A 22,624-nucleotide genomic window follows, 5' to 3' on the forward strand; every position below is an offset into this window, starting at 1 on the left:
TACTTTCCAAAGGGCACCGACTTGTCGGTGCATTCGCAAGCCCATCTGAACAAAGTGGCTCGTCAGCTAAACGAACGACCACGTGAGACCTTGCAATTTGAAACGCCAGCAGAGAGATTTAATGCCTGTGTTGCGTCGACCGGTTGAGCCGGCCAGGGTTGAACGGACCTAAATCAGCCGCGCCCGAAGGTCGCCTTTTGACCCAGACCGGACCACCCGTTCGCCGCGCAGGCATTGGGCTTAGGCTCGACCGGTCCTCGCGCTAGTTTGAAGGACCTCGTGTTGCCAGACAGAGCGGTCGTCCCCATCGTATAGTGATCAGAAACCGCCAGCCACGAAAAGAACAGACTACTGGCGATTGCCGCGCTTGCGCCGCCTGCTTGGGCGGAAGGGCGGAGGTACGGGTGCCAGGGCGAGCCCCTGGTACGGTATGGCAATCATCCCTCGACCATGGCCGATGAGTGCCGGTCATGCCAGTCCCGTGGATTATCGAAGAGCTGATCTATGGCCAAAAGCATTCTTGTCATCGTTGCTATTCTCGCAATTTCTACTTCTGGCGCTTTGGCCGCACAGAGGACCCATCATGGCCGCGCGTCGCCTGCGCCGTCGCCGAGCGAGGGGTCGAGGCGGCTGAGCCCATATGCTGTGGGCCCAGGTAATTCCAACGACCGCGACATGTACATCAAGAACCTGCGCGACTCCGGGTATAATCCGGAGAACAACTTCAACAGGTTCGGGAACGTGCAGGCAGCACCTTATGGGGGCGGCTAAACCTCGAATCCCCTTAACCCGGTACCGGCGCGGCTGCAGTCGCTAGGCCCGCCAAAACGGCTTTTCGAGTTCGTGCGCGATGTCGCTCCGGGAGACGCCGATATCGTGCAGGTCGGGCTCGGTCCAGCGTGCGAGCTCCCGGCGATCGCGATAACGCTGCCGCCAGAGATCAGAGATGAAGGGTCGCGCCAACGCTGGCCCAAACCTCGTAGAGGTTGAGGAGAGCCTTGATATCAGCGGAGATCAGGCGTGTTGAAGCAAACTTCACAGCTTTATCTCCCCCTATAAGTTCGGGAGGACTGTATCGCTGTGCTACTGACAGCATACTGTCAGCAGCAGGTAGCATCTCTGGCCCAAGGAACGGAGATGCCCCGGCTTCGGCTGGCAATCACTTTGCGTCATGTATTCTTGGGAAGTCCGATGTTGGCCCATCAGCGAAGTGACGACACCGCTCAAGGAGGTCCGCTTAGCGAGGCGGTGCGGACTGGATTTGCTCGCTCTGAGTTCTTCGCATTTTGACCCGAAGTCGACCTTAAACTCGTAACCAGCGAGAGGCTGATCGCAGCTTAGCAGAGTCCTTGGTGGGACTTAGCACAAGCGGCACGCTCCCCAGGATCCGCAGCAACCCGCGCAACCACCGAACCCCCAGCCACCATACCCCCAGTCATCGAACCCGATGTCGTCATAGAATCCGATGCTGAACCCGCAGCCGCCGCAACCGCAACCACGGAAGCCACGGCAACCACGGAAGCCACCGCAACCTCGGATGCCAACGAACCCGCTACCACCGCAACCTCGAATGCCAACAAGCCCGCCACCACCGCAACCTCGGATGCCAACAAACCCACCACCACCGCAACCTCGGCCGCCAACAAACCCGCCGCCACCGCAACCTCGGCCGCCATCAAACCCGCCGCCGCAACCTCGGCCGCCGCCGCACCCCCCGCCACCATGGCCGCACCCGCAACCACCGCACCCCCGCGCTAGCTGCACGCCGCCGCCAAAGTTTTCTCTATCGAAAAGATGGAACGTGGCCAGACTGACGTCGGCCATTTCCTCTTCGCCAAGAAAGAAGCGCTGATTTGGCGAGGTGTTGGATTGCGGGATACCGGTAGCGGGCATCGTGGATGCGGATGCGCTACTCGCCAGCGAAAGACCCAGTCCGGCCGCACCTAGCACCTTCACGGTGGCGGCTTTGGCTGTGCGCTTCTGCTTCGAAGCTTGCTTGACCCGTGGCATGATCGCACCCTCCGTAGTTCTTGTGAAAGCGCTCTGCAAGAGTGCGCTCGGCGAAACCGGCGCGCAAGGGTTACCTGTGCCATAAAATGCGAAACATCTCATCGAGCTCCATTCATCTTCAGAACCGAGATCGACACATGACCGCTTTTGGTTGAGCAGAATCACGCCAGCTGACCAGCGCAAGAGGCGTCGCGATGTCGGCTGTCTACGGGAAAGCGGAAGTCACACGATGGTTGGGCTGACCGCAGCTTTTGACCCAAAGCGGAAATCACTAGCTCGGTACCCCGCTTAGGTGAAATGTCGTAGCAAGGATGCGCCAGCCGTCGGGGGAGCGAACAAGGTTGTACGACTGCCGCCATTGCCTTGTGACGCTTCCATCCGGTCGGAGGTTTTTCCACGTTACAGTTCCGAGAGCACTGCGTTCGCCTATAGGAACAGCCACTACATCGTGCAGAGTTCCACTTTCGGCCCCTTCGCGTCGGTAGGTGTCGGCCACTCCTTGGAAAAACCGCGCAATCTCGTCACGTGACTGAAAACTATGTATCGACCCGTCACCCCGCATGGTGATGCAGGGAGCGCAGTAGAGTTTGGCGATTTGATCACCATCCCAGGTGGTGAATGTCTGCATGTATTTGTTGAAGAAGGCAGATATCTCGACTTCAAGCGCTTCCGGCATGATTTGTCTCCAGAGCTTTCATGTTCTGCGACGAGCAAGCCAACCCGAATTGTCTTGGGTTGCGATACAGCGCACGCGGAATTCGGATGGCGACATGCCGTTCAGCCGATCCGCTGCTGGGTCCAACTCCGCGCAACTGGCCTGCTCTACAGTTACGATCTGATCCGCGGCCAACCAAGCTACGATTGGAACTGAAGGGCCAATGATTACGAGATAGGCCAAGCCGAGAGCGGGAGACCAACGTTCAATACCAAGCCCCGTCCGGAAGACCACGGCCATTCCTAAGCCGAAGCACGCGATCCAAACGGCAAGCCAACAAGCAGAGATCATTCGTCTCTCCCCGCTCCAACAGTGTGCGCAATGTTACCGTTGACGCCCATCTCTCGCCAGAAGACAGTTTGCACCGAAGGGGCAATGCACTTGACCGATTCTGGGTGGTTAAGCTCACCTGCCCGTCAGGTGTTGATGGAAACGACGAGGTCATTGAATGCAAAAGGCTGATCGGCGATGTCGCCTATTGGCCCCAAGCAGCGGTTGGTGGATGTGTGCCATTCCGCTGCTGTCAGGGGAGAAGCAGACATCCGGCAAACAGGCCAAAAATGACGCGAATGACCTATAGCAGACCTGCACCCGAGCATTCGCCGAGTGGCCGCCTTAACCTCGCAGTGGCAGCGGGATGGAAAGCAGTTAACGCGCGAGTGCACTTCGTAATCTTAATTTACGCGAAGGCGTCCCACCGAAATTGCTCACCCGCGCCGACGAGTTGATCGAATAACTCGCTCTTAGCTGAGACGCATGGGTCCACACCTAGCCCGAGCCGACTCGCGCAGCGCTTCATCGCACTCCGCTTCCGGGCGTATTCAGACCTTGAGAAAGCATTGGCGAGGTCTGGCAGTGACCCGGCAGCTGACTCTGGATGCAAGCCTGAAGTAGACCGGGCGCTCTAGCACCCGTCGTCTCCTTCCACGACGGTCGACAGGAAGCTGGAACGAGCCAGATCACATGCAATCGGCTTCGAGAACGAGGTGCCAAACCATCTACTCGTCAACGACCCATCGTTGGTGACCCAGGGGATTGGCGGCAGTTGCGGCAGATAAGATGCATACGGCATCACTTTCGCAAGCGTCACTCTGACCAGATACTTTGCTAGAAAAGCCTCGTTCATTCCGCCGTCCAGTCCGCTATAGATCGGGGCTGCCGGCACGTTGTCATTGAGCAATCGCGCGAATTCGAGTTCGTCGGTACGTTGCTTCTCAAGCGCCCGCCGCGCAATTTTGGAATCCACGACAAACGCGGGGCATTTATCGGTGGGACTGAACACGAGAGGATACGGCGAATTTGGTGGAGCTTGCGCATCGAACACATAGCGTCGATTGCACACGTCCACCTTAGGTTCGAGATGCGTCGTCTCGAAGTGATCGTTGCCGACTTTGAGCATTTTCCAGAAGGAGAGGTTCGGGCTATTTCGATGCTGCGCCAGGTTTGCCGGCGTCAGGCGGAATGGATAAGCCTGGACCTGAAAGGACGGTCGGCCGCCGAGGGAGTCCCGCGCTAGCGAATAGATCTCGCTTATCTGTTCGTCGGTCATGGCATAGCAACCGCTCGATGAGCAGTCGCCATGGATCATGAGTAAGCTGCCGTCGCGATTGTTTGCCTTGTCGAAGCTGTTGGGAAAGCCGACGTTGATCGCGAGATGGTAATCGGAGTTGGGATTCATCAGCTCGGGAGTAATCGTATAGAACCCCTCTGGAGCCTGACGGTCACCCTCCTTCAGTTTCGGCCCGAGATCCCCCGACCACCGACAGATCGGGTACACCTTGAGGATTTTGAAGAGGCCGGTGGTGTCCTGTTTCCAGACTTCGAGCTCCGCCTCTTGCTTGAAGACGCGCACAAGGATAGGCGAGTATTTTGGCATCTTCTTTTGTCGGAGCAGCGAGAGCAACTCGGGTGGTAGCTCCTTTGTAGCCTTGGCCGGCAAGCGGTTGCTGTTTTCGCCAAGGCAGGTGGCCGGCGACAACGCCGCGAAAAAAGCTGCAGTCAGCACAAGCGCACGGAGTGCCGTGGCGCCGATCATGACCTTACCTCGGGCGTGGAATCTGCTCATTTGGGTAGCGTGTAGTCAGTGGGTTCGTAAGGCAAGCCCAGATGGACGCAGCCACCGGAGAAGTTCGAGCTTATCGTTGGCCTTGGGGATGCCAAGACGCTCGGTCTCGTCGTCCGCTTCTGGCCCATAGCTGACCTGCCCGATCGGTTCAGCCGAGGACTTCTTTTAACCCAAAGCTGACCTCAAGCAGTTCCGGAGACAATTAGGCAAAAAGCCCGCATTGGTTATGACAGCATTCTTGGCGGCGCTCGCGACATCGGCCAAGTCGGAGTTCATCAATGTGCCGACGGAGTGATCGCCACCGATAGCCAAGACCGGCATCGGCAATTTTCCGGTCTTTGCGAACAGCGTTTTGTTGTCCTCGCCGTCCTTAGTGAAGTCAGCAAACTGTCCGCTAAAGGCATCGTGGATGGCACCCGCACGAGCATAGAGCACCGCATCGTGATCCCGGGTCTTTCGTCGATCGCAGCGGAGGTATGGGTTCACGGCCTGGTTCGAAAACCGATACGGTTATCGAAGCATCGAGGCCGACAGTGCCAATGTTAGCGCTCGCCCTGCCGGAAGCCACTGGAACTCGTGCTAACGAGAAATATCGAAGTGTACTGCTTTGATAGTGTGAATCGCTTCCAACGGACGACGCTCGGAGACGTCAGGCGCAGGTGTCGTGCGCAGAAGCATTGTAGCCTGGAATCATGGGAGAGCCGAGCATGGATTCCATTTCTCGTCGCCATATGTTGGCAGCGACCGCTACCGGAGGTCTTCTAACGAGCGTTGGGCTGGCGCACGCGCAAACCGCGGACGGCGCGATTCCTCAGCCACAGCGACCGGGTCACGGCGGCACCGATCCCGGTCCGCGCAATCTCATGCGGGATCGGCAGAACCCGGATCTGCTGGTTCCGCCGTCGACCGATCATGGTACCTTGCCGAACCTGCGCTTCTCGTTCTCGGACGCCCATATGCGGCTTGAGCCGGGCGGCTGGACCCGCCAGGTCACGCAGCGTGAGCTGGGCATTGCCAAGTCCATGGCCGGCGTGAATATGCGCCTGAACGCGGGCGGTGTGCGTGAGCTGCATTGGCATAAGGCGTCAGAATGGGCCTACATGCTCTATGGCAAGGCTCGCGTGACGGCGGTCGATTCCGAGGGGCGCTATTTCGTCGATGACGTCGGCGTCGGAGATCTCTGGTTCTTCCCGGGCGGAACCCCGCACTCGATCCAGGGCCTCGGCCCCGACGGCTGCGAATTCCTTCTCGTGTTCGACGATGGCGATTTCGACGAAGACAACACCTTCCTGCTCAACGACTGGTTCAAGCACATACCGGCCGATGTGCTGGGCAAGAATTTCGGAGTGCCTGCCTCGCTGTTCGGCCACACCCCCGATGAAAGCGAGCGCTATATTTTCCTGGCTCCGTTGCCGGGGCCGCTCGGATCGGAAGCCATATCGGGCGCAAAGGCGTCGGAGACGAGCTACACGTGGCGGATGATGGAGCAGGTGCCCATCAAGACGAAGGGCGGAACGGTGCGGATCACCGATTCCCGTTTGTTTCCAATCAGCACCACGACCGCAGCGGCCCTGGTTGAACTCGAACCTGGCGGATTGCGCGAGGTGCACTGGCACCCTAACGGAGACGAGTGGCTTTACGTCATCGAGGGACAGGCGCGCATGGGTGTGTTTGCCGGCCAGGGGCAGGCGCGCACATTTGATCTGCAGGCCGGCGACGTTGGTTACGTCCCGGTGGCGATGGGCCACTATCTCGAGAATACCGGCTCGACCAACTTTCGATTTCTCGAGACGTTCAAGAGTGACCGCTTTATCGATTTCTCTCTCGATACCTGGATGGCGGCAACACCGCCGGGACTGGTGCAAGCCCATCTCAAACTCGATCCGAAGGTGATGAGCGCGCTGCGCACGAACAAGGCTCTGGTCGTGCCGGAATAACCGCCCAAGTCGGAGTGAATCGCGGCGCACTCGTCCGGCGCCCGGTGGGCAGGCCGCTGGCGGACCGCCGGCAAGATTGCGCCATCTCCGGCTGCAGAAGGAGAACGCCATGAACGTTCTGACCTGGGCCGCCCTGCGTTGGTGGTCGCCGGATCCGCCTTAGCATCAAACGGTCAGGCCGAAACGGGCACCCGAGCGTCAGTGGCATCCTCAGTTTGCAGAGACAAGCTTTAGTCCAATCACGCCGGCCACAATCAAAGCAATGCAAAGTATCCGCGCAGGCGACGCAGAGTCGCCCAGCACTGCGATACCCAGAACGGCGGTACCCGCGGCACCGATACCGGTCCAGACCGCGTACCCCGTTCCTACGGGAAGTGTGCGGAGCGCCAGCGAGAGAAGAAAGACACTCGACAAACCGGTGGCAGCCGTAAACAGCGCGGGTATCAGCAGCGTGAAGCCTGCGGACCACTTCATACCGAAGGCGAATCCGATCTCGAGAAGGCCGGCGGAGGCCAATATCATCCATGCCATGTGGGTCAATCCATTCGCTGGTCACCGGGCGTTACGGCCGGGCTGCTTGTAAGGGGCTGGACGCGCATGGACCAATTTCCATGCGCGCCGCGTTTGCTGATGAGCGCCTCAAGCCTTACTGGCGGCAGCGGGAATCGAGCGGAACGAAATTCCCAATCGATTGAACGCGCTCATCAGGCCGATGGCATAGGTGAGGTCAGCGAGTTCCTTGTCGCTGAATTCGCTGGCGGCGGCCTCGTAGTCGGCATCGGGAACGCCGGTTTCGGCCACCCTCGTCACGGTTTCGGTCCAGGCCAGCGCAGAGCGTTCGCGCTCACTAAAGACTTCCCCCGCGTCTCGCCACACAGGCACCAGCACGAGCTTGTCCGCGGCGACACCAGACTTGAGCAGGTCGCGGGAGTGCATATCGATGCAGTAGGCACAGCCGTTGATCTGCGAAACCCGCAGATAGACGAGATCGACAAGTTGCTTTGAAAGGCCGCTTTTTTGAAGATAGACGTAGACCCCTCCAAAGGCCTTGAAGCCTTCCGGTGAAGCCTTGGCGTAATCGATGCGCTTGTTCATGATTGAATCCTCATCTGGTTGAAGGATTCCATCGTTTCGCATCTTGGCCTATTCAAGAAGGTCCATGATACGCGTTTGTAGCTGGACCATGATTTCCATAATCCGGCAGATCACGCTCGAGCTTCAGTCACATCAATCCCAAAATGCGCCGTCCGAAATTTTCGGCCGTGCGCCGCGAGGCGATATTCGTGAAGTTTAAAAGAAGGGCGGAAGCCCCATCATTGCGCCTCGTCCAATCCGTAAGTGCCTCCGCGTACAGGCCTTGTTCCCGCATGCTCGCAGCGAGCCGGCGATCTGAACGGTTGCCTCGCAGACGCAAGATCAGGTGCATGCCCCCCGGCTGTAAATCTATTCGCACATTTTTTCCCAGCACGCTTTCCAGCCCCGCCGCGGTTGCCGCGCGGCGCTCGGCATAGAGCCTCCGCATCCGCTGGATATGGCGCGCAAAATGTCCTTCGGCGATGAATGAAGTGACGATAGTTTGCGTAAGCCCCGGAGAGCCAGTTGAAAGGCTTTCGGTGACCTCCTCAAACCGCTCGACCTGCGCTTCCGGCACGACGAGATAGGCCAGCCGCATGCCTGGAAAAAGTACCTTGCTGAAGGTACCCGCATAGAGCACCCGCCCGTCACGATCGAGGCTTTTCAATGCAGGGAGGGGGCGGCTGACATAGCGGTATTCGCCATCGTAGTCGTCTTCGATGATCCATGCCTTGTTTCGCGCGGCCCAGTCCAACAGCGCCAGACGCCGAGGTAACGACAGGGACATGCAGAGCGGGCTCTGATGCGCAGGCGTGACCACCGCTGCGCGCGCCCGGGACGCGAGCTTGATGGCATCAGAAACGACCATGCCTTCCGCATCGACCGGCACCGAGATGCCTTCGATATGCATATATTCGAAAATTTCTCGCGTGGGCGGATATCCCGGGTCTTCGAGCCAGACGCGATCACCCGCCTTCAGCAGGGCATGACCGATTAGCTCCACGGTTTGGCGGTATCCCGAGGTCACGAACACCTGAGATGGGGAGCAGTTTATCCCACGCGAAACCTGGAGATATCTCGCGATTTCAGCACGCAGCGAAGGCAAGCCGGACACAGGGGGATGGATCATATCGGAAGGCTGCATGGCCCGCGCACTGCGCGCGCCAAGGCGTGCCCAGATCTTCCGGGGAAACGCATCCAGGGCGGGCAAACCCATCTGGAATGGCAGGATGGAATCCGGACGAAAACTGACTGCATCCATCCGGGGATCCGCTCGCGGCGTCGGGTTCGCAATGGATATTCGCGGCGTAAGGTCTGGGCTTACAATGGTTCCTGCCTGCCCGCGCGCCTCGACATACCCTTCAGCGGCCAGCAAGGAATAAGCCGTGTCGATGGTACCTCTGGCCAGCCCCAATTCCTTGGTCAACGCCCGTGCCGACGGAATGCGGTCACCAGGCTTCAACATTCCAGTGGCGATAGCGTCGCGAAACCGATCGTAAATCTGCCGGTAGAACGGTGCTGCCGCCTTCGGATCAAGCGGCGGGAGCTTTCGGGGATTCGCGGCAGGCATGGCCCGATCCGATCTTTCGATGAACGAAAAACCCACTATGCCATAACGGTTCGGATTGGTCTCCACTCCTCGCACGCTGCAGCGGTCAAGCCTGCGCCGGCAAATCATGGACCAGTCGCAAAGCTCATTCATGGTCCTTGGATGCAGGCCGAAATTGCTCTTTGCTGATGATCAGAGTTCGGACAGCAGAGATTGGAAAGCAGATGACGAAAATACTGCATTTGACTTGCAGCCCCCGCGGGCAAGCCTCGGAGAGTTACAGGCTATCTCAGAAAATCGTCGGCTACTTGCTGGATAGCGAGCCGACGGCAACCGTCATAATCCGACCGATCAGCGGCGTCCCCGATATCGATGAAAGCTACGCAACTGCTCTTGGCGCGACCGAGCGATCGTACCTGGAAATGTTTGTCGAGGGTTCCATGTCCCGGTCCGAAGAACTGATCCAGGAACTGGAGAGCGCGGACTTCGTCGTCATCGCAACTCCAATGCACAACTTCACCGTGCCTGCCGCTCTCAAAGCGTGGATAGATCACGTCGTTCGAGTCCGTCGAACGTTCGACGTGACTGCCCAAGGAAAACTGGGGGCGTTGCGCGACCGCCCGGTTTTTGTCGCAGTGTCCTCGGGCGGAAGATTTTCCGGCGATCGCGCGCATCAGCCCGATTTTCTCACGCCGTATCTAAAAGCTATCCTCGGCACCATCGGGCTGCATGATTTGACGTTCTTCTCCGTTGAAGGATCGGCGCTTGGTCCTGATGCATTGGTCGCAGCCCGAACCAAGGCGGATCAGGCAATGCAGAGGTTCTTCCTCCGTTTCGCGCCCAATTCAACGGGGGTGTTTCAGCAAGCTGTATGAACGCGCAACGGCCTTCCCGCGCTCAGTTCGGCCACCGATACGTCCGTTCCTGGCCCTGAGCAGACGCTGCCGCTTCGCGCGGAAGCTGGGGGACGCCTGCACCTCGCGGGATTCCCTACCAGCGAGACCAGTACAGCGCCCGGGAAGCTGAGGTACTTGCCTCCTCAATTGAGCAAGCAAAAATTCCCCCAAACATCAGAGCCTCGCTAAGAACGGAGATTGACTTAACCGAGATCACGCAAGAGACCTTTTGCTCGCTTAAGGTCGGCGGTGTTGAGACCTTCGGTAAACCGGTCGTAAATCGGTTGTAGCAGCGCCTTCGCTTCGGCCGGTCGGTCCTGATCGCGAAACAACTGTCCCAAGCTTGTGGCGGCGCGTAGTTCCCAGGACAGAGCGCCCTGCAGGCTCGCCCACTTCATCGCCCGGAAAAACTGATCCTCGGCCGTTGCCGCAGCGCCGGGCGCACCTTGCAACAGCAGCAGTTCGCCCTTGATGCGCAGCAGCTCGGCGATACTCAAGCGTTCTTCGCTCTCCTCTGCGCGCGCGATCGCATCGTGTACCACCGAAAGTCCTTCGCCCACTTGCCCGACGCGCCCCAAGCCTTCCGCCATCTCACCAACGAACAGGAAATAGCGATGCGATGCGTTGACTTCGTCGCCGAGTTCGTCGATGCCTGACCGCAGCAGCGGCAATCCGCCGGCGGTATCTCCGCGCTTGATCGCTAGCAGTCCTTGATGGCTGCGGGCAAAGGCAACATAGCGCATCAGCGAATGCCTGGTCGAAAGGTCGATCAGCCTTGTCACGTAATGGTCTGCGACATCCATATCGCCGCTCCACAGCGCGATCGGGCATGCTGCGTTGGCGACGATGTAGCACACCGAGTTGACGTGTCTGCTGGCAGATGCCTCATGCAGGTATGTTTCGGTGACGTGCATTGCGCGATCCGGAAATCCCTGCAGCCATAGGGTCCGGCCCAGAAAGGCGCCGGCGGTCACCCGCTGGTTGCTCCGGAAACGGCTGATCCGCGACTTTTGGACTGGAGGAACATAGTGCGCGAGCATGCGTTCGAGGTGATACCTCGCGCTCGCTTGATCGCCGAGGCATTGCTGCGAGATGCCGATCAATCGCTCTCCGATCAGCCGATCGTTGGAATTTGACCGGCTTGCCGCAAGAGCGCTGAATCGTTGCGCGGCGGTCAAGGAGGCGCGAAGGCGGCCGGCGACCCGGTGAAAGAACCACAGGCCTAGCAGCGACCGCAATTGGTGCTCGACATCGTCAAGCCTCTCTGCAAGCTCCAGCGCCTTCGTCCAGGCTTCGCCGAGCGCGGGAATTTTCGCGTCGGTGACAAATATCAGGGTCGTGCCGAGCGCGGTATACAGCTTCATCTCGAGGCGCGCGTCGCCATTGACGGCAGCCCCAAGGGCGCCGATCGCCCGCTCCACGCGGCCGCGGCATTCCTCCAGCAACGACGAATGGACGCATAGGGGCACTGCGGCCGCGGTCAGCCCCGCGCCAATCTGCACGTCACCGCTGGGTGAAAAGGCCCAACCCAGCGCCGCGCGCAGGTTGTCGATGTGCCGTCCATAGTCGCCCATCCAGTCGACCGTGGGGCGCATCTCCAGCTCCGCTTCAGCCCGCTCGAACAAGTCCCGGTAATATTCGGCATGGCGACGTGCGAGCCGTTCCCGTTCCCCGCTCTCGCCGAGCTTTTCGAGGGCATACGTATGGGTCGTATCCAATAAGCGGTAGCGCGCCGTGGTGGCATCGATTTCCGCCACAACCAGCGACTTCGAAACCAGGCTGGAAATTCCATCGACCACGTCCGGCAAAGCGATCCCGGCGCCCGTTACCACCGCGCAGATCGCCTCCAGGTCGATGGCGCCGGCGAAGACCGCGAGCCGGCGGAGGAGCACCAACTCAGGCTCAGTCAGTAGCTCGTAGCTCCAATCGAAGGTCGCCCGCAGAGTTTGGTGCCGCGGCAGCGCCGTCCGCCCTCCGGTCAGCAGCTGAAAGCGATCGTCAAGGTGAGCGGCGAGTTCTTCGACACCGAGTGCCGTGACACGTGCCGCCGCCATTTCAATCGCGAGCGGTATGCCATCAAGACGCCGGCAGATCGCCGCGATCGTCTTTGCCTGATAGCCATCCAGAACCGCCCCTGCCTCGGTTGCTCGTGCACGTTCGATGAATAGTCTGACGGCGCCGTATTCCAGGAGATCGTCCGCGCCCTCCGTCGGAATCGAGAGCGGCTGCACCCAGTAGACCTGCTCCCCCTCGGCCCGGAGCGGCTCGCGGCTGGTTGCGATGATCTGAGCCGAGGATCCGGCTCGCAGCACGCCCTCAGCCATCCTCGCCGCGGCGTCGATCACATGCTCGCAGGTGTCCAACACCACCAACAAGCGCCGCGCTGCCAGTGCCAGCGCCACGCGCTGCGTCGAAATTTCACCGCCGCCGAACTTGAGTCCGATCGCGGCAGCGAGCGCTATGGGAACCAGACTGGGATCCGCGAGCGGCGAGAACTCGGCCAGCCACACCCCCTCTGGAAAATGCGGCAGCAGTTCACGGGCGACCGCGAGCGCGAGCCGTGTCTTGCCGATGCCCCCCGCCCCGGTCAGGGTGACGAGCCGGCCGGCACGGACAAGCTTCGAGATTTCCTCGACCTCGGCGGTGCGGCCGATCAACGCTGAAACCGGCTGCGGCAGGTTGGTCGACGCTAATGGCTGCGCCGACGCACTTTCCTTTAGGTAGAGTGGATGTCCCGGTCCGGTTGCTGGCCGCATGGTCCAGATGCCGCGCAGGTGATAGCCGCGGCCGGACACCGTCTTCAACAACTCGCGATCTGCGCCGAGCGCCTTGCGAATGGCGGATATATGAATCTGGAGCGTGTTTTCTTCGACCGTCGCAACCGGCCACACCCGATCTATAAGATCGCGCTTGGTGACAAGCTCGCCGCCCGACTGAACCAAAATCTCCAGAATCTCGAATGCGCGGTTCCCGATCGGAACGGAAACACCTCGGGACCGCAGCTCACGCTGGGTAAGATCGATCTCCCACCCGTTCGACTCATAGACGGCTCGTAGGCCTTGCTCGGCCATCACGGCCTGCCCCGTCGGTTGAGTAATCCTAAGAAAATCTCAGCATCAGATCAGGGAACCGCTCCAGGAAATCAGCTTAAACGTTGATCTGGGCAGTGGGCAAGGGCCGTCGAACTATCCGCTTAACGCGCGGCATATCAATGGCTTGATACCCAGTATCTGCTTGGGTGATCTTCTGAGCAAGATTAGCAAAACAGCATCAATGGCGGGCAAGCGATTGATGCAGGGCCCGAGTAAGATCACTCTCTAACCCAGCGGCGCGCTGTTGCGCAGGCTTCGCGGTGTCGCTGCGCCCAAATGTAAACGGGAGAGCGAACATGATCTCTGCGGCATTTCCCTACAAGAAGCAGCGGCGGCGGGTCCTCGGCCGCGAGATGGCGTATGTCGAGGTGGGAAAGGGCGACCCCATCGTACTGCTGCACGGCAATCCCACTTCGTCGTATCTCTGGCGCAATGTGTTGCCGCACCTGAAGCCGCTGGGTCGCTGCATCGCCCCCGACCTGATCGGCATGGGCGATTCCGACAAGCTGCCTGACAGCGGTCCCAACTCGTATCGCTTCGTCGAGCACCGCCGCTATCTCGACGCCCTGCTCGAGTCCCTGGACGTGCGCGAACGGGTCACCCTCGTCATCCATGACTGGGGTTCGGCGCTCGGCTTCGACTGGGCCAACCGCCACCGCGAGGCCGTGAAGGGTATCGCGTACATGGAGGCGATCATGGGGCCACAATACTGGGACCACTGGGACAAGTTCGAAATGCGTCACGCCTTGCAAGGGCTGCGTTCCGAGCAAGGCGAGGAAATGGTCTTGCGAGACAATTTCTTCATCGAGAAGATCCTGCCGGGAGCCATCCTTCGCAAAATGTCCGACGAAGATATGGCGGAGTACCGACGGCCCTTCGCCGAGCCCGGCGAGGGCCGGCGTCCGACGCTGACGTGGCCAAGGCAAATCCCCATCGAGGGCGAGCCCGCCGACGTGACTGCGATCGTGACCGCCTACGCTGACTGGCTTAAGACGAGCCATATACCCAAGTTGTTCCTGAGGGCGGAGCCCGGTGGGATCCTCGCCCATGGCCCGGTTCTCGATTTGGCCCGCAGCCTCCCGGCACAGACCGAGGTGACGATCTCGGGACTCCATTTTGTTCAGGAAGATTCGCCGGACGAGATCGGACGGGCCGTCGCCGGCTGGATGGAGGCGTTGGGCTGACGGCGGCCATGCAGGGCTGCGATATCAGGATCATCAAGGCTCACTCTGAGTTCTTCGCATTTTGACCCGGAGCGGAAGTCGCAGACCAAGACGGTCCGAACCTCAGGCATGGACACCAGCCAACGAATCCGGCGGTGGCGCAAATGCGAAGTGCCGCGGCGTCTACCAGGGCGACCTCCGCATAGACCACAGGATAGCGTTCGTGAGAATTCGCTGGTAGCGGGCGTCCCGCCAAACTGACGGCTCGTGGCCTAGCGCCGAGTAAAATACTCGTCCCTCGCCATAGAATCGGGTCCAGGTGAGAGGCCAGCCATAGAATCGTTGATGTACGCCGGTCTTGCCAAGGTCCACCGAGCTTGGGTCGAGGCGCAGGAGCACGCGTGAACCACGATAGTCGAAGTCGCCGATTTGGTAGATCTCGTCCTCGACTTGCACCGAATTCCCGAGAAAAGCCACCAGGGGATCGCCGGGATCAACCACCTCGATCTTCACGGCCTGATGCCAAGGATGACCATTAAAGTAGCCGCCGACCAGATCGAGATAGTCCGGCCAAGTGTAGAATGTGTCCGTCGCCGAATGAACGCCGAGGAACCCGCGGCCCGAGCGCACAAAGTTGAGAAGAGCTCTCTTTTGCGCGTCGCTCATCGGAAGTTCTCCTGACGTATAGAACATCACCGCTGCGTAGCGCTCGAGGTTTTCGGTAGAAAATTCAGACGTGTCTTCCGTTGCAGTGACTTCAAAAACACCCGAATGGCTTCCGAGCTGGGTCAGGATAACCTTAGAAAGCGGTATGACATCATGCCGGTAGCCGGCGGAGTATGTGAAATAGAGGATGCGCTCTCGCGGACGCTCCGCATGCGCGCCGAGTGGTCGTATTGCCGCCGCGCCGCCGAGGAGCGCGATGAACTCACGTCGCCTCACAATCGCCTCCGCCAAAACCAACCATGTGTTGAAGAAGCCTAGCACAGATCAGCCCAGCGCCGACCGGGGGGCATCGCCCTCTCGCGTCCTATGCGACGCTGCTGGCCTGATCCTATTGTGACCGTCGGCGATTGTCCGCCCGTGCGCACAATTTTAGGTTATCTATTCGGATAGTGTTGGGCTGAATAGCCTATGCTGCTTAAGCGTTGCACTACAGCTATCGGACAGGATGATCTCGGAGGCGCATGCATTCAGCTTTCATTTGGTATTTTTTATCCATGAAAGGCCGCATCGGTCCGCAGGAATTTCGATTGGGACTTTTGGGACTTGTGCTAGTCGACATGCTCGTCGTGCGCATCGCGAGGAAGCTCACTGATTCAGGACCCCAATACTATAGCGTCAACCCTCCGCTCGACTGGCCCATCGTCCCGGCTGTCCTCTTTATCTCGCTCTGGCCGCTCGCTGCAATCTTTGTGAAGCGACTACATGACTTCAACATCTCGGGTTGGTGGGCGCTCACAATCCTCGCAATTCCTCTCCTCGTCGACGTGCTCAGCATTCCGTATTGGCTTCCTTATCTTTTATTGGCGGCAATCCTGAGTGCATTTCCCGGACGGCCTGGCGACAATCGGTTCGGCTCGACCTCGCTACCGCGCACGCGCGTCTAGCGCGCCCCCAAAGCAGACCGGCCGGGCGTTTGAACGGTGGCGCGAAAGTCAGCCGCAATATCTGCCGATGGCCCATCCCTGCCGACAGCGCTCCTCAACGACAGGTCAGCTTCGCAGGGTAAACCCGGCGCGCCGATCCGCAGCGAACCACGCCGGACTTCGACCCAATTCGGACTTTGGTTGGTATCCCAGGCCGGACATCAGCTGCCTCCAGACTTGGTGGCTTCCCGCACGAGGACGTCCATCAACATTTTGGCGGGTATCTCGCGGGCAAGCGCCGCCGCCTGACCTGACCAGAGTGGCGTGAAATCGGAGCTTCCATTCTGCTCAGCCGCAGCACGCAGCGGCGACAGTTCGCCCATGGGCAGCGGAAAGTCCGGCGCCGCGTCCGACCAGGGACCGATCTCGGCGGCAAGGCGATTGACCAGAACCCTCGCGGGTCGCCCGGAGAACACGTTGGTCACGACAGTCCGGTTCAACCGCGCGTTTCGCAGGGCCTCGCGATGGAGCGGGGGCGTTGCCGACTCGGCACAAAGCAGAAAGGCGGTTCCAACCTGCACGCCGGCGGCCCCGAGTGCGAACGCCGCTGCGATCCCTCGCCCATCCCCGATCCCGCCGGCTGCGATCACGGGCACGCTGACGGCGTCAGCGACTTGTGGCACAAGGGCGAACGTGCCGGCCTGTGAGGCGATCGCGCGCTCGCTGTTAGAATCGAGGAATGAGCCTCGATGTCCTCCGGCTTCGTACCCCTGAGCGATGATCGCATCGGCACCATGCTTTTCGAGCCAGCATGCTTCGTCGACTGTCGTCGCCGATGAGATCACCTTGCAGCCGGCTGCCTTGACCCGATCGACCAATCCGGGCTCGGGCAAACCGAAATGAAAGCTTACCACCTCCGGCCGGACCTGTTCGACTACGGCGGACGCGGCATCGCCGAACGGAGCGAGATCGAGGCGCGGTGCAGCCGTTGCGGGGGCGATGCCCAGTTCGCGATAATACGACGAAAGCTTCTCATGCCAGGCACGCTCGCGAGCGGCGTCCGCCTTTGCCGCATCGTGGCAGAAGAAGTTGAGATTGATTGGTTTCTTCGTCAGTCGCCGTAGCTCGGCAACGGTCTTTGCAATGAGTTCAGGCGTCAAGACAGCGCAGCCGATCGAGCCCATGCCGCCGGCATTCGAGACCGCGGCTGCAAGGTCTACCGTGCCCAATCCGGCCATCGGTGCCAGCACAATCGGATGCTCGATCTTGAACAATTCAACAAGACGTCGGTTAGACCACATCGCACGCCTCCTACCAGTGGCCGGCGGACGCGCCGCCATCGACATGCATGATCTCGCCGGTGACGAAAGCCGCTCGCTCAAGATACATCACGGCGTCGACGACCTCCTGTATCTCGCCCATGCGGCCCATCGGCTGCAAGCTTGCTAGGAAGCCATGCGCCTCCGGCGCATGCATAGGGGTCGCGATCGCACCAGGCGATATGGCATTCACGCGGATATTCCGGCTTGCGTACTCGATCGCGAGCGAGCGGGTGATCGCGTTGAGACCGCCTTTGGTTAGCGCCGCGAGCGCCGCCGCCAGGGACGCCATCGGCTGCTCGGCGATCGTGGCCGTGATATTGACGATGTGACCCGAGCCCGCGAGCAGCATCCTCGCCGCCACCCGCTGCGTCAGATTGAAAAAGCCCGCGAGATTGACCCCGACCATCTTGGCGAAGTCGGCCTCAGAATACTCGGTAAAGGGCTTCGCAATGAACAGGCCGGCATTGTTGACGAGCGTATCGATCCGTCCGAAGCGCTCGATGGCCAGTTCCACGATGCGATCGGCCGTCTTTGCGCTGGCGATATCGCCATCGACCGCGGGCATCGACGGATCGTCGCTCCTGCCGATCGACGAGAACTGGCAACGACGTGATAGCCGATATCCCGGTAGGCCTCGAGCAATCCTGCGCCAATGCCGCGCGATGCTCCGGTGATGATGGCAACCTTCCGTTCGGACGTCATATTCGCTTCTCCTTCACGCAAAGTGCATGGATGGGCGAACAGTTACCCTGATCGAGGCAATGCCGCTTTGCATCGCCTGCTCAGCTATTGTCATTTCCTGCCGTCGGTGGATGCAGATCGTTACATCGGTAACAAAGTCAAGCCAGCCGGTTTCGCCGATATTGCGCCGGTGTCTGGCCCGTGGCTCGCCGGAATGCGCGGGTGAAATTGGCCTGGCACGAAAACCTGAGCCCGAGGGCGATATCGACCAAGGCCCGGTCCGCATCGCAGAGCAGATCCTTGGCGCGTTCGAGGCGCCTTGCACTGACATGCCGATGCGGCGATTTGCCGATGGCGGCCTTGAACGCGCGCGCGAAATAAAACTCGCTCAGGCAGGCAACCGAGGCCAGCCGCGCTACCGTCAGATCGCCCTCCAAATTGGCTTCGATATAGTCGAGCACCCGCGCCAATCTGCGTCGGTCGAGCCCTTCCCCTGCGGCCGGCATGACCAGGCCGGACCGCGGCGCAGCATGATTCTGGATCAATCTTGCCACCAGACTCAATGCCAGGGTTTCGGCGAGCAGCCTGCCCGCGGACGTCTCGTGTTCCAGTTCGAGCATGATGGCAAAGGCCATCTCGGCAAGCAGTGGATCGCGGAAGCCGCCCTTGTGGCGGAGTGAATCGATCGCCGTCGCGTCGAACCCTTCACCCAGATCATGCGACAAGAACAAACCGGTCGGTAGGTAAAGATGCAAAATCGCGGGCACCGGCTCGGACATGTCGATCAGGCCTTGCTGCACGCCGGCCGGACGAAACCAGGTGGTTCCACGTTCGGAGATGGTCGAGTCGATGGCCCCGTCCAGCCGACGCGTGACAACGGACCGACTACCGCGCACATCAACGCAGATCTCGGCATCAGGCTGGGGGTTATTCCAGGCAACCGTACCGCGGTGGCTGCGAAGCTCTGCCGTGAGATTTGACCAACCTCGCGTGGCGGATGAGGCCAGCAGCCCGGCGACGCCGTATTTATTGGAGCTGCGTTCGCCTGACGGCGTCGGCCGAGATGTCAATTCCTGATTTCGGCCAAATAAATCCACGCCGGCGTCACCTTTGGACATGCTGCGGGCTCGACGGCGTTAATGTGGTCGGACTCGTGGCTGACCGCAACTCTCGCCCCCGCCCTATCACGCATCTGCGATCAGGCAGTGTAGCCGCTCACTTCCGTTATTGGCCCCCAACCGACGTTGCCACGCTGCTGCCGACCGCCAGCTTTTGACCCACAACGGACATGGCCTCCGTCATAGGGGCAATATTTCTGTTTCAGTGCTGCGGCCCCCCGTCGAGCTCTCGTTCGTCAACCAGCCCGCCTCCCGCACGATGGCGACGGCTGACCGGGCGACCGGGGCCGTGATTCCATTGACGAGCTGCAGTCGCAGATTGCGACCCTCGGTAACGGCCCGCACGACCGCCTTCCTCGCGACCCACCAGGAGCGATGTACCTGCAGGCCATCGGCATTTTCGAGCGCCATCATTGCCTGGTTAAGCGTTGCCAGTACAAGGCGAGAGTTGCCGGCGGTATGGACGCGTACGTAGTGGTCCTCCATCTGCAGGCAAAGCACCGCGGAAGGTGGCGCACCGAGTAGCCCGAAAGCGGTTGGCGGCGCTTCGCCGGCTTCCTTGGCCTGTTGCCGGCGATGTAACCGGGCCTGCATAAGAAGGGTGAAACCGAGCACAATCGGCAAGGCGGTGATCAGCCCCTGCAAGTACCAATCGAGTGGTCGTAAGATTTTCAGGAAGGGCCATATCGATACGGCGATCGACACGACCCAGATCTGGAATGGCGCGTTCAGGATGACGACGCCGAGGAAGATCGACATCCAGGTCATCGCCGGGTTCAGGCGGAGCCGCAGCACCACCCGGATGAGCGATCCGAAAAGGAGGATTCCGGGTAAGAAGCAGGCGAGTTGAAACACCACGCGCTGCCAGGTCGGTCCGTTCAGATAGCTACCAAACGGTCCGATCAGGCCGAAAAAGATGGCGCAGACGCTCGCGATCGCGAGGTCAACGGCCCAATCCCGCAGAAAGTCACTCCGGCGCGCTTCGCTCATAAGGCCATTATAGTGGCGGTTTGCCCGCCGGCGAACCCATTTGCCCGTTGGCGAACAATTGCTGGCGCAGGCCTGTGCCGTTTGCTGGATCCTTGGCGTCCCACTCGCCGAGAGGTTCCCATGCGCTACACGATTGCATATTTTTTCGCCGTACTCATCGCAGTCACCGCCGGCCAGGCCGACGCCGCGGTCGGGTTCCGGCATTTCAGCATCGACGATCCGCAAGGCCCACCTATCGAGGTGGGCGTCTGGTATCCGACCACGATGCCCCCGAAGCTGGAGGCGGTCGAGACCGATCAACAGATGGTCGCCCGCGACGCGCCGCTTGAGGGCACCGGTCTTCCGCTGGTGGTCATATCGCACGGTCACGGAGGCTCCTATGCCGGGCACCTCGACACCGCCACGGCCCTGGCCAATGCAGGATTCGTCGTCGCCGCTCTTACGCATAATGGCGATAGCTGGCGCGACCAAAGCCGTCCGACCGCAATCTGGGAACGGCCACGGCAATTGAAGCTGCTCACGGACTACATGCTGGGCGCATGGGGCGACCACGGGCGCCTCGATGCCAATCGCGTTGGCGCGTTCGGCTTCTCGGCTGGCGGCTTGACGGTGCTAGCGGCCGCCGGCGGCGAGCCGGACCTTCGGACCCTTCCGAGCCACTGCAAGGCGCATCCCGCCTTCGAAGACTGTCAGATCATGGAAGAGCACCCGTTGCTGCCGGATACCGATATCGTCTGGACCCACGATCCGCGACTCAAGGCGGTGGTCTCCGCCGCGCCCGCTCTCGGTTTTACCTTCGGGACCAACGGTCTGGCGGCGGTGCTCCAGCCGGTGCAGCTCTGGCGGGCCGAGGATGATCAAGTGCTACCACACCCCTATTATGCGGAAGCCGTTCGGCTCGCGTTGCCGACGCCACCCGAGACGCACGTCGTGGCTGACGCCGGGCACTACGACTTTCTGAAGCCGTGCTCTGCGGACCTGGCAACCCGCATGCCGGCAATCTGCACAAGCAAGCCGGGCTTCGACCGCGCTGCGTTTCATGAGCGCTTCGACCACGACATCGTCGCCTTCTTCAAGCGGACGCTGCAGTAGCAGGTTTTGAAGTGGGATGTCCGTTCCTGGCCGTTAGTTGACATTCCCGCGCTCAGAGCGAACGTCCCCTCATGACCCGAAGCGGACATTACGGATATTGGTGGCTGTGGAAATCGACGTGACTCAATGCTCACCTCCTGAGTTGCAAGCGGAACGACGCAAAGCATGAAGAGCGGCACAGGGTCACTGCACCCATGTGCCCCGTGCTTCATCCGAACAACAGGAGAATTGCATTTTTCACAGCGCATTCGGTCAGGACAGCTGACGGTGCGCGCTGCGTATTCCGGGCATGACGCTGACGTTCGCCGCGTTCCATGCTATTATGCCAATATTCCAGGTCGTTCGGTCGAGCCTTGTATTGAGGTCAAAACCGATGATTGGAGCCACCATCCCCACATACTTCGTCAGTCCAAGGCGAAGCATCAAGAAAGCATGATCACGTTGACGCTCGGCGCCGGCGTGCAAACTCGATTTGACAGGAGAAAGCATACGCCGGTCGATTTCAACTCGCGGCAGTTCACGGCGGAGACCTGAACCGCCGCTTGATCTAAGGAGGCACTCATGAACTCCATCAACGTGCGCATAGTCCCCACAGTCACCGCAGCGATGAGACTCACCAAAGCAACGGCTTTTGCTGCTGCGCTCGTGTCCTTTGCCCCCGCGGCTGTCGCGGGAGAGCCGATTGAAAAGAAGGGGACTACTCCTTATGTGACGCACTTTATTTTTCGGCCCTTGATGAGCATTGACACCGCCGAACTCGGCAAGGCCACTACGCTGGAGGCGGTCGGCACCACTCAAAACATGAAGGGAGAGAAGATGCTGGACAAGATGTCAGCACGCTGCGTGGCGCTGAACGTCGCGTCCGGAGACAAGAAATACATTGACGGCGCTTGCGTGCTCGCCGACAGCGACGGCGACAAGATTTTCTCGACCTTCGATACTCGAGACCTCGACAAGGCCCAGCCGAAGATGGATTGTGGAACGCATATCATCACCGGCGGCACCGGTAAGTATAAGGGCATCACCGGAAGCGAACCATTTGCGTGCATAGCTATGCCTGCGCTGGCTGGCTCTGGCGATTATTTTGCGATGGACATCCCGCACAACACGTCCTGGGAAATCAAATGATCCTGAACCCGATGTCGCCGTAAAGATGGTTGTTGAGGCGGCCATCAATTGCTGAACGAGAGCCCAGCCCACCACAGCTGGGCTCTTCTTATGTTCGTAATTTGGGTCAGATGGTCCGCTTGTGGCCCCAAGCGGTCGACCCGGCATGTCCGCTAGATGTCCGCTCCTTGGGGGTGAAGCAGACTTGATATGCTCAGCCCGAG

General features: G+C 60.2%; 19 protein-coding genes and 2 pseudogenes. 8 read left to right on the plus strand and 13 right to left on the minus strand.

The window, feature by feature from the left end; genetic code table 11:
• Positions 1–147: pseudogene (locus AC0L3X_RS42240) on the plus strand (IS30 family transposase); the annotation flags it as partial.
• Between the two features lie 666 nt (positions 148–813).
• On the opposite strand, the gene AC0L3X_RS42245 reads toward AC0L3X_RS42240, so the two are convergent.
• From AC0L3X_RS42245 to AC0L3X_RS42260, 4 genes are all read right to left on the minus strand, one after another.
• Entirely contained in the window at positions 814–963 is a 150-nt protein-coding gene (locus tag AC0L3X_RS42245; protein ID WP_231144533.1) for a DUF1127 domain-containing protein, read from the minus strand.
• A 1,318-nt stretch (positions 964–2,281) separates the two neighbouring features.
• On the minus strand, positions 2,282–2,686 hold the full coding sequence (locus AC0L3X_RS42250; protein ID WP_283018593.1) for a nuclear transport factor 2 family protein: 405 nt from the start codon (positions 2,684–2,686) through the stop codon (positions 2,282–2,284).
• Between the two features lie 943 nt (positions 2,687–3,629).
• Positions 3,630–4,760: a L,D-transpeptidase family protein gene (locus AC0L3X_RS42255; RefSeq protein WP_231144531.1), complete on the minus strand. Its 1,131-nt coding sequence runs from the start codon at positions 4,758–4,760 to the stop codon at positions 3,630–3,632.
• 195 nt (positions 4,761–4,955) lie between these two features.
• A complete protein-coding gene (locus tag AC0L3X_RS42260; RefSeq protein WP_473317412.1) occupies positions 4,956–5,276 on the minus strand; it encodes a hypothetical protein in 321 nt (106 codons plus the stop codon).
• Positions 5,277–5,497: 221 nt separating this feature from the next.
• Between AC0L3X_RS42260 and AC0L3X_RS42265 the strand changes: the two genes are divergently transcribed.
• On the plus strand, positions 5,498–6,727 hold the full coding sequence (locus AC0L3X_RS42265; RefSeq protein WP_063984221.1) for a cupin domain-containing protein: 1,230 nt from the start codon (positions 5,498–5,500) through the stop codon (positions 6,725–6,727).
• Positions 6,728–6,937: 210 nt separating this feature from the next.
• Here AC0L3X_RS42265 and AC0L3X_RS42270 read toward each other — a convergent pair whose 3' ends face one another.
• The 3 genes from AC0L3X_RS42270 to pdxR form a co-directional block, all read right to left on the minus strand.
• A complete protein-coding gene (locus tag AC0L3X_RS42270) occupies positions 6,938–7,258 on the minus strand; it encodes a DMT family transporter (protein WP_063984222.1) in 321 nt (106 codons plus the stop codon).
• Positions 7,259–7,366: 108 nt separating this feature from the next.
• Positions 7,367–7,822, minus strand: coding sequence for a carboxymuconolactone decarboxylase family protein (locus tag AC0L3X_RS42275; RefSeq protein ID WP_354131512.1), 456 nt, complete (start codon positions 7,820–7,822; stop codon positions 7,367–7,369).
• Positions 7,823–7,949: 127 nt separating this feature from the next.
• On the minus strand, positions 7,950–9,371 hold the full coding sequence (pdxR, locus tag AC0L3X_RS42280) for a MocR-like pyridoxine biosynthesis transcription factor PdxR (RefSeq protein WP_063986506.1): 1,422 nt from the start codon (positions 9,369–9,371) through the stop codon (positions 7,950–7,952).
• A gap of 203 nt (positions 9,372–9,574) precedes the next feature.
• Here pdxR and AC0L3X_RS42285 point away from each other — a divergent pair, with 203 nt between their 5' ends.
• A complete protein-coding gene (locus tag AC0L3X_RS42285; RefSeq protein ID WP_063986507.1) occupies positions 9,575–10,225 on the plus strand; it encodes an FMN-dependent NADH-azoreductase in 651 nt (216 codons plus the stop codon).
• 224 nt (positions 10,226–10,449) lie between these two features.
• Here AC0L3X_RS42285 and AC0L3X_RS42290 read toward each other — a convergent pair whose 3' ends face one another.
• On the minus strand, positions 10,450–13,317 hold the full coding sequence (locus AC0L3X_RS42290) for an ATP-binding protein (RefSeq protein WP_063984224.1): 2,868 nt from the start codon (positions 13,315–13,317) through the stop codon (positions 10,450–10,452).
• Positions 13,318–13,634: 317 nt separating this feature from the next.
• Between AC0L3X_RS42290 and AC0L3X_RS42295 the strand changes: the two genes are divergently transcribed.
• On the plus strand, positions 13,635–14,522 hold the full coding sequence (locus tag AC0L3X_RS42295) for a haloalkane dehalogenase (protein WP_063984225.1): 888 nt from the start codon (positions 13,635–13,637) through the stop codon (positions 14,520–14,522).
• A gap of 162 nt (positions 14,523–14,684) precedes the next feature.
• On the opposite strand, the gene AC0L3X_RS42300 is transcribed toward AC0L3X_RS42295, so the two are convergent.
• Positions 14,685–15,443 (minus strand): ThuA domain-containing protein, encoded by a 759-nt coding sequence (locus AC0L3X_RS42300; protein ID WP_231144530.1) that lies wholly within the window; start codon positions 15,441–15,443, stop codon positions 14,685–14,687.
• Between the two features lie 245 nt (positions 15,444–15,688).
• On the opposite strand from AC0L3X_RS42300, the gene AC0L3X_RS42305 reads away from it, so the two are divergent.
• Complete coding sequence (locus tag AC0L3X_RS42305; protein ID WP_231144529.1) at positions 15,689–16,111, plus strand: DUF805 domain-containing protein; 423 nt, start codon at positions 15,689–15,691, stop codon at positions 16,109–16,111.
• Between the two features lie 200 nt (positions 16,112–16,311).
• Here the strand turns inward: AC0L3X_RS42305 and AC0L3X_RS42310 are convergent, their stop codons facing one another.
• The 4 genes and pseudogenes from AC0L3X_RS42310 to AC0L3X_RS42325 all read right to left on the minus strand — a co-directional run bounded on the left by AC0L3X_RS42310 (position 16,312) and on the right by AC0L3X_RS42325 (position 20,201).
• The gene (locus tag AC0L3X_RS42310) at positions 16,312–17,391 is read right to left on the minus strand and encodes an NAD(P)H-dependent flavin oxidoreductase (RefSeq protein ID WP_063984227.1); all 1,080 of its coding nucleotides are present in this window, start codon (positions 17,389–17,391) and stop codon (positions 16,312–16,314) included.
• Between the two features lie 10 nt (positions 17,392–17,401).
• Positions 17,402–18,114, minus strand: a pseudogene (locus AC0L3X_RS42315) (SDR family NAD(P)-dependent oxidoreductase).
• 137 nt (positions 18,115–18,251) lie between these two features.
• A complete protein-coding gene (locus AC0L3X_RS42320; protein ID WP_354131511.1) occupies positions 18,252–19,211 on the minus strand; it encodes an AraC family transcriptional regulator in 960 nt (319 codons plus the stop codon).
• A 180-nt stretch (positions 19,212–19,391) separates the two neighbouring features.
• A complete protein-coding gene (locus tag AC0L3X_RS42325) occupies positions 19,392–20,201 on the minus strand; it encodes a LytTR family DNA-binding domain-containing protein (protein WP_063984230.1) in 810 nt (269 codons plus the stop codon).
• A 120-nt stretch (positions 20,202–20,321) separates the two neighbouring features.
• Between AC0L3X_RS42325 and AC0L3X_RS42330 the strand changes: the two genes are divergently transcribed.
• The 3 genes from AC0L3X_RS42330 to AC0L3X_RS42340 all read left to right on the plus strand — a co-directional run bounded on the left by AC0L3X_RS42330 (position 20,322) and on the right by AC0L3X_RS42340 (position 22,421).
• Positions 20,322–21,293 (plus strand): alpha/beta hydrolase family protein, encoded by a 972-nt coding sequence (locus AC0L3X_RS42330; protein WP_063984231.1) that lies wholly within the window; start codon positions 20,322–20,324, stop codon positions 21,291–21,293.
• A gap of 165 nt (positions 21,294–21,458) precedes the next feature.
• Positions 21,459–21,827, plus strand: a complete 369-nt coding sequence (locus tag AC0L3X_RS42335) for a hypothetical protein (RefSeq protein WP_283018592.1) — start codon at positions 21,459–21,461, stop codon at positions 21,825–21,827.
• 27 nt (positions 21,828–21,854) lie between these two features.
• Positions 21,855–22,421: a hypothetical protein gene (locus AC0L3X_RS42340; RefSeq protein WP_063984233.1), complete on the plus strand. Its 567-nt coding sequence runs from the start codon at positions 21,855–21,857 to the stop codon at positions 22,419–22,421.
• The last annotated feature ends 203 nt before the right edge of the window (positions 22,422–22,624 follow it).

Source organism: Bradyrhizobium sp. MI1.7, from assembly GCF_055811795.1.